14 protein-coding genes are annotated in these 13,081 nt (G+C 34.5%); 9 read left to right on the forward strand and 5 right to left on the reverse strand.

From position 1 onward, the window contains the following. Positions 1-4: 4 nt before the first annotated feature. The 6 genes from CDIMF43_RS03355 (at position 5) to CDIMF43_RS03380 (ending at position 5,059) form a co-directional block, all read left to right on the forward strand. Entirely contained in the window at positions 5-553 is a 549-nt protein-coding gene (locus CDIMF43_RS03355; protein ID WP_109841180.1) for a DUF5067 domain-containing protein, read from the forward strand. Positions 554-869: 316 nt separating this feature from the next. Next, the gene (locus CDIMF43_RS03360) at positions 870-1,103 is read left to right on the forward strand and encodes a glutaredoxin family protein (protein WP_034572020.1); all 234 of its coding nucleotides are present in this window, start codon (positions 870-872) and stop codon (positions 1,101-1,103) included. Next, entirely contained in the window at positions 1,100-1,471 is a 372-nt protein-coding gene (gene nrdI / locus CDIMF43_RS03365) for a class Ib ribonucleoside-diphosphate reductase assembly flavoprotein NrdI (protein WP_034572017.1), read from the forward strand. Before CDIMF43_RS03360 ends, nrdI begins: the two co-directional genes overlap by 4 nt. Continuing rightward, on the forward strand, positions 1,458-3,629 hold the full coding sequence (nrdE, locus tag CDIMF43_RS03370) for a class 1b ribonucleoside-diphosphate reductase subunit alpha (RefSeq protein ID WP_233218286.1): 2,172 nt from the start codon (positions 1,458-1,460) through the stop codon (positions 3,627-3,629). Before nrdI ends, nrdE begins: the two co-directional genes overlap by 14 nt. A 100-nt stretch (positions 3,630-3,729) precedes the next feature. Further along, positions 3,730-4,689: a class 1b ribonucleoside-diphosphate reductase subunit beta gene (nrdF, locus tag CDIMF43_RS03375; RefSeq protein WP_034572013.1), complete on the forward strand. Its 960-nt coding sequence runs from the start codon at positions 3,730-3,732 to the stop codon at positions 4,687-4,689. Positions 4,690-4,861: 172 nt separating this feature from the next. Next, positions 4,862-5,059: a hypothetical protein gene (locus CDIMF43_RS03380; protein WP_034572010.1), complete on the forward strand. Its 198-nt coding sequence runs from the start codon at positions 4,862-4,864 to the stop codon at positions 5,057-5,059. Between the two features lie 39 nt (positions 5,060-5,098). Here the strand turns inward: CDIMF43_RS03380 and CDIMF43_RS03385 are convergent, their stop codons facing one another. The 3 genes from CDIMF43_RS03385 to CDIMF43_RS03395 form a co-directional block, all read right to left on the reverse strand. Next, the gene (locus CDIMF43_RS03385) at positions 5,099-7,309 is read right to left on the reverse strand and encodes a heavy metal translocating P-type ATPase (RefSeq protein WP_109841182.1); all 2,211 of its coding nucleotides are present in this window, start codon (positions 7,307-7,309) and stop codon (positions 5,099-5,101) included. 1 nt (position 7,310) lies between these two features. After that, positions 7,311-7,520 carry a copper chaperone CopZ gene (gene copZ, locus CDIMF43_RS03390; protein WP_034572004.1) on the reverse strand — a complete coding sequence of 70 codons (210 nt, stop codon included), beginning with the start codon at positions 7,518-7,520 and terminating at the stop codon, positions 7,311-7,313. Positions 7,521-7,649: 129 nt separating this feature from the next. Next, entirely contained in the window at positions 7,650-8,195 is a 546-nt protein-coding gene (locus CDIMF43_RS03395) for a hypothetical protein (protein ID WP_074402219.1), read from the reverse strand. Between the two features lie 448 nt (positions 8,196-8,643). Between CDIMF43_RS03395 and CDIMF43_RS03400 the strand changes: the two genes are divergently transcribed. Beyond that, positions 8,644-8,937: a hypothetical protein gene (locus tag CDIMF43_RS03400; protein ID WP_074402220.1), complete on the forward strand. Its 294-nt coding sequence runs from the start codon at positions 8,644-8,646 to the stop codon at positions 8,935-8,937. 69 nt (positions 8,938-9,006) lie between these two features. Here the strand turns inward: CDIMF43_RS03400 and CDIMF43_RS03405 are convergent, their stop codons facing one another. Further along, on the reverse strand, positions 9,007-10,239 hold the full coding sequence (locus CDIMF43_RS03405) for a voltage-gated chloride channel family protein (protein ID WP_109842326.1): 1,233 nt from the start codon (positions 10,237-10,239) through the stop codon (positions 9,007-9,009). Positions 10,240-10,368: 129 nt separating this feature from the next. Then, entirely contained in the window at positions 10,369-11,205 is an 837-nt protein-coding gene (locus CDIMF43_RS03410) for a helix-turn-helix transcriptional regulator (protein WP_074402221.1), read from the reverse strand. A 237-nt stretch (positions 11,206-11,442) separates the two neighbouring features. Between CDIMF43_RS03410 and CDIMF43_RS03415 the strand changes: the two genes are divergently transcribed. Further along, on the forward strand, positions 11,443-12,819 hold the full coding sequence (locus CDIMF43_RS03415; protein ID WP_074402222.1) for a helix-turn-helix domain-containing protein: 1,377 nt from the start codon (positions 11,443-11,445) through the stop codon (positions 12,817-12,819). After that, positions 12,798-13,076 carry a hypothetical protein gene (locus tag CDIMF43_RS03420; RefSeq protein ID WP_109841183.1) on the forward strand — a complete coding sequence of 93 codons (279 nt, stop codon included), beginning with the start codon at positions 12,798-12,800 and terminating at the stop codon, positions 13,074-13,076. Before CDIMF43_RS03415 ends, CDIMF43_RS03420 begins: the two co-directional genes overlap by 22 nt. Positions 13,077-13,081 lie beyond the last annotated feature (5 nt).

Consider the following 13,081-nt stretch of genomic DNA (forward strand, 5'->3'; position numbering starts at 1 on the left):
AAAAGTGAAGAAGGCAAAGAAAATCATAGTGTTTCTTTTAATGGCGATTTTGATGGTAGGTTGTACCGGGATGAAAAAAAACGCCAATACTATTGATGATGCGTTTAACTATGACAAGTTTTATAAATTAAATAAAACCATTACTGGAGAAACCTTTGAGCTGCAACTTACAGGCTATAAAGTAGTTCGGGATAACGAAGCATTACCAGCAGTGCTTATTTATTACACATTTAAGAACAATAGCGAAGAAGCGATGTCTGCAAATGATACTTATTTAGACATTAGCCAAGCATCCGCTATGAAAGATGGAGATACGTACATTTCACAAGCCTACTTTGAGTATGCTAGTTTAACAGACACTGATAATGAGTTGATTCAAAATGCGGATAAGTATGTTGAGCAATCAGAAACAATTGATTGCATTGATGGCTGGAAACTAAGAAACAATGTCAATCCAGTTAACCTAATCTTTTTTGATGAAAATGATGAAGTAATCGATAGTGTCATGATTGATGTTGAAAAAGGGTTGCCAGCAGGAACCGATCACTTATAAATAAACTGCTAAATGTTTCCTTAAAAGAGAGGGCAACATTTAGTTGTTTTATTTTTTTGTGGGGAAAGGTTGTTAGAACAAGTTAAAACAGGTAGTAACTAAAAAATAAAGGGAAATGCAGTAGAAATTGATTGCTTTTTGCCTGTAAATTAGACTATAATAAGGTTTCCTTAAGAAAAAAACGGACGCTATATATAGTATGGTTAAATAAAAAAAAAGATTTAGGTACAATATATTGTGTTTCTTTCTCGAGTAGCCTATAATAGAATTTGTTGAAGAAATTAATTAATTTTTTACGTAACTGGAGGAATTGAAAATGAGTAAAATTCATGTATATAGTAAACCAAATTGTCCACAATGTGATATGACAAAGTTCTTATTAAAGAACGAAAATATTGAATTTCATGAAAGAAATATTATGGAAGATGAAGATCATCTTAATTTCTTAAAAGAAAAAGGGTTTATGAGTGTTCCTGTTGTTTTAGTGGAAGGAATTGAGCCAATCGTTGGATTTCAGCCTGAACGTCTAAAAGAACTGAAAGCAATATGAAAATCGTTTACTTTTCATTGACTGGACAAACAAGAAGATTTGTCAAAAAGCTAGGATTAGATAGCTATGAAGTCAATGCAACGAATCCTTTTCAACCAATCGAAGAAGATTATATTGTAGTTGCACCGACATATGACATCGAAGTCACTGAGATTATCAATGATTTTATTGAATATGGCGATAACCAACAACACTTAAAGGGTGTTGCCGGTGGTGGAAATCGTAATTTTGCGGACTTGTTTGTTTTCACAGCAAAAGATTTAGCCAAACTTTACAACGTTCCGATGATTTTTGAATTTGAATTCAGTGGAACAGACCAAGATGTCATTAATTTTAAGAAAGAGGTTGAGCAGATTGAACGTTTATGATATTCCAAAAGAACAACACAACCCGAGCTACTTCAAGTTAAACAACCAATTAAATATTCCTGTAGATGGTAAAATCCAACTACATAAAGATAAAGAAGCGGTTCGTGCTTATTTTCTAGAGCATGTAAACCCAAACACTGTTTTTTTTCATTCCTTAAAAGAGAAAATTGATTATTTGATTGAAAATGATTATGTGGAAGAAGCGTTTTTAAGCAATTATTCATTTGAATTTATCAAGAAATTATTCCAACAAGTTTATGACAAAAAATTCCGTTTCCGTTCATTTATGGGAGCTCATAAGTTTTATACTCAATATGCGTTGAAAACCAATGACAATATGCGTTATTTAGAACGTTACGAAGATCGTATCGCTTTTAATGCGTTGTACTTTGCAGATGGCAATGAACAATTGGCAATGGATTTAGCAGAAGAACTAATCAGCCAACGTTACCAACCAGCGACACCTTCATTTTTAAATGCCGGTCGAAAACGTCGTGGGGAATTGGTATCTTGTTTCTTATTACAATTAACGGATGATATGAACAGTATCGGACGTGGCATTAATAGTGCTTTGCAATTATCAAGAATTGGTGGCGGAGTAGGAATTTCACTGTCTAACTTACGTGCTGCTGGTGACCCTATTAAAGGCTACGAAGGCGCTGCAAGTGGTGTTGTTCCAGTTATGAAATTACTAGAGGATAGTTTTTCATATAGTAACCAACTAGGTCAACGTCAAGGTGCTGGAGCGGTTTATCTAAGTGTTTTCCATCCAGATGTGGTGTCTTTCTTAGCGACAAAAAAAGAAAATGCCGATGAAAAAGTTCGTGTGAAAACTCTATCTCTTGGGCTAGTGGTTCCAGATAAATTTTATGAGTTGGCAAAAAACGATGACTACATGTATTTATTTAGTCCTTATGATGTGGAGCGTATTTATGGCGAACCATTCTCTTATATCGACATCACAGCTAAATACGATGAACTAGTAAATAACCCTGAAATCAAAAAATCAAAAATTAAAGCCCGTGATTTAGAAATTGAAATCAGTAAATTGCAACAAGAATCAGGCTATCCTTACATTATTAACATTGATACTGCTAACCGTAGCAATCCAATTAGCGGTAAAATTCTAATGAGTAACTTGTGTTCAGAGATTTTACAAGTTCAAAAACCATCAGTGATTAATGACGATCAAAGCTATCAAGTGATTGGAACAGATATTAGCTGTAACTTAGGTTCAAGCAACATCGTGAACTTAATGGAATCACCAGACTTTGGGAAATCGGTTCGAGTGATGACGCGCGCGTTGACCTTTATTACAGATAGCTCATCAATTGGTGTGGTACCTTCAATTAAGCGCGGAAATGATGAAGCCCATACGATCGGTTTAGGCGCAATGGGTTTACACACGTATTTAGCGAAGAATCATATTCACTATGGTTCAACTGAATCGGTGGACTTTATCAATATCTATTTCTTACTGTTAAACTACTGGACGCTAGTAGAAAGCAATGCGATCGCTAAAGAACGTGGAGAAACCTTTGCTAGCTTTGCTGAATCTGATTATGCATCAGGCACTTACTTTGATAAATACATCAATGAAGCTTGGTTCCCTGAAACCGATAAAATCAAAGAATTATTTGAAGGCATTTTTATCCCAACACCAGAAGATTGGGAAAACTTACGTGAAAGTGTGAAAGCTTATGGTTTATACAATCAAAACCGTTTAGCAGTTGCTCCAAATGGCTCGATTTCATATGTCAATGAAACCAGTGCAAGCTTGCACCCAATCACGCAAAGAATTGAAGAACGTCAAGAAAAGAAAACAGGTAAAACTTATTATCCAGCACCATTCTTATCGGATGATACCATTCCTTATTATACGTCAGCCTACGATATGGATATGCGTAAGGTCATCGATGTTTACGCTGCGGCACAACAACATATTGATCAAGGAATGAGCTTAACCCTGTTCTTACGTTCAACAATGCCAGATGGCCTATACGAATGGAAAACTTCTGATAAACAAACAACTAGAGATTTAAGTATTTTGCGTAACTATGCCTTCCATAAAGGTGTAAAATCAATCTATTATATCCGCACATTTACTGACGATACGCAAGAAATTGGAAGTAATGCCTGTGAAAGTTGCTCGATTTAAATAAGAATAAACGAATGCACGCTTCAAAGTCGATGGTTCATTTTATCTAAAATGGGTCATTGATTTTGAATGCTGTTTGGATAAGAAGGGATTTTAGACGATGACAGAATCAGAAAACTATGCTGCGATAAATTGGAATAGCTTTGAAGATATAATTGATAAAAAAACTTGGGAAAAACTAACAGAACAATTTTGGTTAGATACACGTATTCCAATTTCAAATGATTTAGATGATTGGCGCAAGCTGTCTAGCATCGAAAAAACATTAGTAGAGCGTGTTTTTGGTGGTTTAACTTTACTAGATACACTACAATCACAAGATGGAATTGAAGCATTGAAAGCCGATGTTCGCTCTCCTCACGAAGAAGCTGTTTTTAATAATATTCAATTTATGGAATCGGTCCATGCTAAAAGCTATTCGTCTATTTTTAGCACGTTGAATACACCAAGAGAAATCGAAGAAATTTTTGATTGGACAAATACAAATGCTTTTCTTCAAGAAAAAGCACGTATTATCAATGATATTTACCAAAATGGATCGCCTTTACAAAAGAAAGTGGCCAGCGTTTTTCTTGAAACATTCTTGTTCTATTCAGGATTTTACACACCACTTTACTACTTGGGAATCAACAAACTACCAAACGTGGCAGAAATCATTAAATTGATTATTCGCGATGAATCAGTTCATGGTACGTACATTGGTTATAAGTTCCAATTAGGCTTCAATGAATTGCCAGAAGAAGAGCAGATGGCTCTTAAAGGTTGGACATATGAGTTGTTGTACAAACTGTATGAAAATGAAGTGAAGTATACAGAATTGTTATACGATACAGTGGGTTGGACAGAGGAAGTAAAAGTCTTCCTACGTTATAACGGAAACAAAGCGTTAATGAATTTAGGTATGGATGCGTTATTCCCTGATAATGCAGAGGACGTTAACCCAATCGTGATGAATGGGATTTCGGCTGGAACAAGTAATCATGATTTCTTCTCACAAGTGGGAAATGGTTATTTATTAGGCGTAGTAGAACCTATGCAAAAATCAGATTATGAATTTTAAAAACGAGTTGTTCAGTGGAGGCTGTGGTCTTTCTTGAACAACTTTTTTTAATATAAAGTAAGGAAATTTTAAAAAACTGTGAAAATCGTTTACTGATTTTGAAAAGATTTGATATCATCAAGAAATTAAGGTATGCTTTAGCTACTAATGTGAATAAGGAGTGCCAGCGTTTATGAAAAATATTGATCAAAAAAAATTGATTAGTCAATTAAGTTCAATCTATTCAATTTTAATTATTCTATTCTTAGGACTTTATTTCTTTACGAAGAATATGTTATTGGTTAAAATTTGTCTGTTTGGATTACTAGTCATTGCCATTATTTTCGCCGTATTGTTAGTCATTAATTTAAAAAATCGAAAAAAAGAATAGCAAAAAGCCCTGAATTAGTTTTAATTCAGGGCTTTTGTATTAAATTTTTCGGCGATTTAAACTTAGTGAATTAAGCAAGACACTTACAGAACTAAAGGCCATCGCCCCGCCGGCAACAATTGGGTTTAATAAACCAAAAGCAGCAAAGGGAATGCCAATCGTATTGTAAATAAATGCCCAAAATAAGTTTTGTTTGATTTTGCTTAAAGTGATTTTAGATAAATGAATCGTTTTTGGAAGGCTGTTTAAGTCGCCATTCATTAAGGTAATATCAGAAGCTTCCATCGCAATATCAGTTCCAGTACCCATTGCAATTCCAACGTCAGCTGTGGCAAGTGCTGGCGCATCATTAATACCATCGCCAACCATAGCAACTAAAAGACCTTGCTTTTGTAGTTTCACAACGTGGTTTGCTTTGTCTTCAGGTAAGACTTCTGCAAAAATATGATCAGCTGTTAAACCAACTTCACGACCAATACTTTCTGCAGTTAAGCGATTATCCCCCGTTAGCATATACACATCTACATTGAGTTGTTTTAGTTTTTCAATGGCTTCTTTTGACGTGTCTTTAATTTGATCGGCTACAGCAATCATTGCTAAACATTGATCTTCTTTAGCAAAAAGCATGGCTGTTTTGCCACTTGCTTCTAACGTTTCGATATCCTTTTCAAAATAAGAAAAATCAATTCCTTTTTCAATCATTAAACGTTTGGCTCCCATATACATCGGAATTCCATTAATTGTTCCTGAAATACCAGAGCCAACTAAGGCTTTGAAGTCATCGACTTTTGGAGCGTCTATAGCTAATTTTTTTGCGCCATAATTGAAAATAGCTTTGCCAAGAGGGTGTTCTGAATTTTTTTCAAGTGCCATCATCCAAGAGAGAATTTCATTTTTATCAGTATTTGGACGTGTTTCATAATCGGTAACGTCAGGTTTTCCTTTTGTAATTGTCCCCGTTTTGTCTAAAATAATCGCTTGGATTTTTGCAGCAGCTTCTAAGGACTCGCCCCCTTTGATTAATATCCCGTTTTTAGCACCAAGTCCCGTTCCAACCATAATTGCAGTTGGTGTAGCAAGTCCCAATGCACAAGGGCAGGCGATAACTAAAACAGCTACGCTATGAATCAAGGCTGTTTCCCAATTTTGAGTGAGAAATCCAGTGATGATTAAGGTTGCTAATGCAACTACGAGTACGATTGGCACGAAAATCGCTGAAATTCGATCGGCGATTTGTTGAATCGGAGCTTTGCTACCTTGAGCTTCTTCGACCATTTGAATGATACGAGAAAGAGCCGTTTCACTGCCAATTTTAGTCGCTTCAACCACTAAACGACCATTGGTATTGACAGTGCCACCAAATACATTGTCGCCTGTTGTCTTGTCAACAGGTAAGCTTTCACCTGTAAGCATACTTTCATCTAATGAGCTACTGCCTTCGACAATGTTTCCGTCAACGGGAATTTTTTCACCAGGTTTAATACTTAATAGATCATGAAGTTGAACTTCTTCAATTGGAACAGTCATTTCTTTGCCATCTCGAATGACGACTGCCGATTTTGCTTGTAGCGCCATCAGTTGTTTAATCGCTGATCCGGTTTTATTTTTTGCATTATGCTCTAAATATTTTCCTAATAGAATCAATGTAATGATCACAGCACTACTTTCAAAGTAAAGCTCATGGCTATTCCCAGAAAAGAAACCGTTGTAGACACTAAGAGCATAGGCAGCAGAAGTTCCCATTGCAACTAAGACATCCATATTGGGAGATAGCGATTTAATAGCGTGATAGGCGCCTTTATAAAAGCGCCAACCAATGATAAATTGAACTGGAGTTGCTAGAATAAATTGAACAAGTGGCTTTTCAAAAAAATTAATAACAGGGTTGTGGAAGCCAAGTAACATAAAAATCATCGCAAGAACCATAGGTGCACTAAGAAGCGCGCTTGCAATAAAGTCAACTTTTAACCGCTTGTTTTTCTTCTCTTTGATTCTAGCTACTTCAGCGCGATGTTCTTCGTCGTAACGAATAGCCCCATAACCTGTTTTTTCAATACTTGCAATTAATTGCTCCAAGGTAGTGGTGTGTGTATTGAAGGTGACGGTGGCTTTTTCAGTTGCTAAATTGACATTAGCGAACTCTACACCTTCTTGTTGGTTTAATGTTTTTTCAATTTTTTGTGCGCAGTTTGCACAGGTCATTCCAGTGAGTACGAGTGTATCCATCGCAATGTTTTTATCTTGGCTCATATTAAATCACCTCGGCTTGATAGCCAGCTTCAGTAATTTTATTGATAATCGCTTCACTTGAAAGTTGTTCTTCGTTGTAATGTACCAAAGCAGTCTCTTTTTTTAAGTGAATTTTTATCTTTTTAAGACCATTTAGTTCTTGAACAGCAGTTTCAATATTTTTAACGCAATGTTGACAAGTCATTCCAGTGATTTTAAAAGTTTGTTTCATAATAGATTCCTTCTTTCTCTTTTTTTCGATTACAGAAGTAAACGTTTGTGATAATTGAAGTTTACACTTGTAATCGATATTTGTCAAGAAAAAAAGAGTAAAAAAAAACAACTTAAAGCAAAGTTGTTTTTAAACATAGTGATAGATTTGGGTAGGGGCTGTAGATAGATAGTTTTTGATAGTTCCTGTATATAAGGGTTTAAAGATACTAGAAGCCTGTAAATCTTGAGGCGTTACAAGATTGGGTGACTTATCAAATTGATAAATCTCACAGTCTTCCAATAGCGTAGCGATAAATTCTGAACAGAAAAAGGCATGTTCTCTTTTGTAGTTTACATTGACAGCTAATGCAAGTAAACCTAAAAAGTTATAGCGAAAGAAATCCTGTAATTGATGATAATAAGCTAACTCGGTTTGTAAATGAGTGTACTCTTCTAACGTCACCTCACATGTGTAAATAGAACAATGGGCGTTTAAAAAGAAGGCATGGGAAATATCCTCTTTAACAAAGCCTCCAATAAAAGGATTGTTGATATCTTTACGCCCAAAACTGGTTAAGTCATTTAAATCAGGTGAAAGCGCGATGGACGCATGATTATAACTGGCACCGGTATATAATTTAATTGTTTTTGAAAGTAAACTGCTGGTAGCAGTTAAGACTAAGTATATTTTCATAAGAGATTCCTTTTTTTGTATGTAATAGGTATTTTTAATTAGTATACAAGAAATGGAGGGAGATAGATATAGAACTTTAGACTGAAATTGGATGAATGCAAAATGTTCAAAAATTCCTTGAATTTAGCCCAATTTAGATTTATCAATAATTGGAGGAATTTAGAAAAAAAAAGAGAAGAGCTGAATAGAAGGAAATGAAATCAGTGGAAAAGTTGATTTATAGGTCTTTTACGAAGAAAACGATAAACTTGCGTCCTTAGTTTGCCTTTGCTAGAGAATACTAAATTATTTTAATTTATGTTCTTTTATGTTATCTTAATACCTGTAATAAAGAAGAGGTAAACTGATTTTTGAATAGTTTTTTTACTAGTAAAAATTGGTTGATAAATCTATCTTACTGTTATTTTTCATTATATAAACATTCAAACTAAGATAGGAGTGATTCAACATGAATCCATTAAAATTAAAATGTTTTATCGATATTATGCTGAATTTAATTGAAGATAATGAATGGGAACGGACCTGTGAATTATTGGGAATCGAAGACAAGGATGAATTTAGAATTATCAATGAAATGCGTCAAGATAAAGAAAATAAATTTAGTGAAACAGCTTCGGCCTATATGGAAGTTTGTATGAAGAAACATGAAGAAATTGATTATGAAAACCCACACTTTAAAGAAATGAATTTGCATGAATGGATTGAAAACAATCGTCCAGCAGTTCCATTTACTTATGTGTAAGGACTAAAAAAAATAAAAAACCTCTAATGCATTCTTTTATCAAAAAAGAGTGGCGTTAGAGGTTTTTCTTTAATCCTCTTCAAATAATTTGGTTTTTTGAATGCTAATTTTTTGAGACTCGTAAATTCCAAAATTTCCAGAAAAGAGATAACTGATAACACAAACTAAAAATAAATAGGGCAAGGATTCGGTTCCAAATAGTTCTAGTCCCATTACAAAACAGGCGATAGGCGTATTTGTAGCGCCAGCAAAGACACCAATAAAGCCTAAACCAGCAAGAAATGGAATCGCAATGCCAAGTAACGGAGCTAAGCTACTACCTAGTGTAGCCCCGATTACAAATAGAGGTGTGACTTCGCCTCCTTGAAATCCAGTACCTAGCGTTAAAGAAGTAAAAAGTAATTTTATTAAAAATGCAAAGGGGTTGCTGTCACCATTAAAGGCTTGGTCAATTAGTGGCAAGCTGAGGCCTAAATAATCCCTTGACCCCACAATAAAGACCATCAAGATAAGGATAGATCCGCCAACAAAACTTCTTAAAGCAGGATGAACAATCCATTTTTTAAAGAACTTTTTTAAAAAGGCTGTTAAGCGACTAAATAAGCGACCAGTTAAGCCAAAACATAAAGCTGCAAACATAATTTTACCAACCAAGATAAAGCTGACTGCTGGGATAGCGCCCATTTGGTATGAGTGATGTACAATACCAAAAGAGAGTGTGACCCAATTGGCAATCAAAGCTGCCCATAAGCTAGGGAAAAGTCCTTCTTCCCGAAAGAATCCTAGGGCAAGAACTTCTAAAGCAAATAATGTTCCGGCAATCGGCGTTCCAAAAACGGAGCTAAAACCTGCACTCATGCCACAAATAATTAAAATACGTCGTTCTTTTTTATTAATTTTAAAAAAGAAGCCAACGGCCTCTGCGACGGATCCACCCATTTGAACGGCGGTGCCTTCGCGACCAGCAGAGCCACCGAAAAGATGAGTCGCTAATGTTCCAATTAAGGTTAAAGGAATTAAGCGCTTAGGAATGGTTTCAGATCCTCCATTTGCCTGTTCAATGACTAAATTATTGCCACGTCCAGCATTTTTACCAAATTTAAAATAGAGATAGCTAATCAAGGCTCCTGCAAAAGGCAAACCAAAGAGCAACCAAGGATGTGACAGGCGTTCGGCTGTGGCGATGTCTAAAGTTAAAAGAAAGAATGCGGACAAACAACCGACTAGAACGCCCACAATACCGGCATAAAAGCTCCATTTAATGAAATACAAAATAATGCCTATAAATTCTAGTTCCTTCATTTTTTTTAATAGATGCGTTGAAGTAGTCAAGAAAAACGTCCTTTCTGATTCAATTATATAAGAGTATTTTACCACTTAATTCAGCTGAAATGATAGTAAATAAAAAACAAGCCTATAATCATTTCTGACTTAGTGCTTGTTTTGAATAAAAACAGAAGGCGGCTTGCCGTAGTATTTTTTGAAAAGTTTGCTGAAATAATAAGCATCATTGTATCCTACCAAGTTTGCTGCTTCTTTAACGGTAATATCTTCTTGATTTTCTAAGAGTTCCTTGGCTCGTGTCAATCGTAATTTAATTAAATAATTAATAGGCGACTCCCCCGTTTCTTCTTTAAATACGCGGGAAATATAGGTAGGACTGATATACAACGTTTGAGATAAGGAAGAAAGACTGACATCCTCCGTATGATGTTTTTCTAAATAATGAATAATATTGCTAACAATTGTCTGTTTTTCTTGTTCTTCGTAAGAGAGCTTTAACGCATTGATTTCTAAATGATTTGATTCCGCATCTCTTAAAATATAGATGATTAGCTTCATGACCAATGTCTTCAACATCAGATCATAACCTTCCTCTCCTTTCGCTTTTTCCACTAAAATTTCTTGGCACACGTCAAAAAATTCCTTTTTAAACTTGGTCAATTTTAGAATGGATGTTTTGAAAGGAAAATGATCTCTTGGAAAATCGGTTAAAGAGAAGTTGCGGAACCCAATATGAATTTGCGTGCTTTTCATTCCTTCTTCATAATGTTCATAGTGATGAATACCCGGATTAAAAAGAAGAATGGTCTCTTTTTCTAAAAAAAAGGGTTCATCGTCAATTAAATATTCAACAGAACCATCAATAATAATCGACATTTCTAAAAAATCATGAGAATGATTTTGTCCTGTAGTAGGGCCGACATTTGAATAGTCAAAAATGTATAATATTTCCGGATTAAAGGTTTTTGGATTTAGTTGCAACACGATTAAAGCACCTCCTTAAGCGCTTTCTATTATACGTGAAATAGAAACTAGAGGCAACCTCATTCAAAGGAAGAAATGAATAAAGTGTGGGTTGTTATTTATTTAGTAGTTTTTTTAAAGGATATTTTGAACAAAAATGGGACAAAATAGACTGGAAATGGAGAGAGGAAATATTAGTTTTGATGTTATCTTATATGCATAACGTATGAAAATAAAAAGAAAGTAGCTGGTAATAAATTGGAACAAGATGGTTTTTTAGTAGAAAAAGATAAGAAAAGAAAATACGCGATTATTAAAACATTATACGAGTCTTCGAATGGGTTAGTCTCGAAACGGGAATTAGTAAAGAAATTAGAGATTACTTTAAAAACGTTACGTGTGGTTGTTGATGAGATAGTCGGAAGTGCTGAGATTCAAAAGTTAGGAGTCTTTGTTACTTGGGAACGTCAAAGTTCACTGATTCAAGCAACTTTTTCTCCAGAATTTTCATTGAAAAGATTGAAGCACTATTTTTATCAAGAGTCTCTTTTGATTAATTTGTTTTTTGCTTGTTTTGAAGAACTCGTTCCTTCTATTACAGAGTATGCAGATAACCAATATTTAAGTTATTCGGCAGTCTACCGAAGAATTCACTTAATTAATGAACAATTCGAACCACATTTTCAAATTCAACGGAGTTCTCCTGTAAAAATAATAGGAAATGAAGAGGTTCTTCGTCAATACCTTGCAATTTTAATGCTTGAAACGGATTATGAGTATCAAGAGAAATTAGATGAATTAAAATTATCGTTGGAAGGGTTGTATCCATTTGCGACGAAAGCAGAGTTGCCACCGAAAAATTCATATATTTATACCATCTTGATTGCTTCTAAAATTCGTTGGGAGCAAGGGAACTTTATTAAAGTCAAAAATCAGGATCGAGTGGAGATTCCTGAATCCATTATACTGTGGGTGTCAGATCATTTACCACCGGACGTTAAACCAAAGCAGGTTTATATGGAAGCTAAGTTTATTTGGTATCAATTAATTGTTGGCTTGGAAGAAAAGATTCCACAGTTGTTTCCAGATACTAAAAAAGTTCATTTGGTTGAATTTGATGCCCCGTATGAAACAACTTTAAAAGAAATTCATTCTATTTTAGACTTTACTGTTGAGAAAGAAAATGAAAATCAGCTTCATTTAAAACTAAAAAAATGTATGATATTACGAAAATGGAATAGCCCTGTAGTATTGAATTATTTCATTGCAATCAAAAAGCAAAGCATGAATTACTATAAATGCTTAAAACGACTGAATCAAAATAACTATCAAAATGAGTATTTAAGTAACGAAGCAATTGCGTGGTGTCTGCAAGATTATATTGAATTTGACAAAACAAAGCTTCATGTAGCTATTCATGGCTTTAATAGCCATAGTTTTAAAAGGCAATTTTTGACGTTAGAATTACTTGATCATATCGAAGTAGTGGACGACTTAGACGACCGAGTAAGCCTTGTTGTGACCGATCATGATCTTCCTCATTTTTTGAATCATCAAAAAAAATATGTCATTACAAATAATACCATGTATCAAAAAAGGGGCGATTTTTTAAATTGGATTACGGAAAATGTTTAGATGATAAAATGGAAGAGCAGTTAACGATTTATCAAAATATTGAATTAGTTAAGGCTCTAAATCGAGCTCAAACGAATATCTTGAATTATGCTCAATATTGTGATGAATTGATCAATAATAAAAAAGCTATTGACAATGTTCCGACTGAGCTACTGATGACGGCAGCTGACGAAAGTGTTTTTATTATGAAACAATATTGTTTGCTAGAAGAGCGATACATTCAGCTTACGAAAACAGTAAAAGAAACCTTTCATTAAATAAA

Source organism: Carnobacterium divergens (assembly GCF_900258435.1).
Lineage (GTDB): Bacteria > Bacillota > Bacilli > Lactobacillales > Carnobacteriaceae > Carnobacterium > Carnobacterium divergens_A.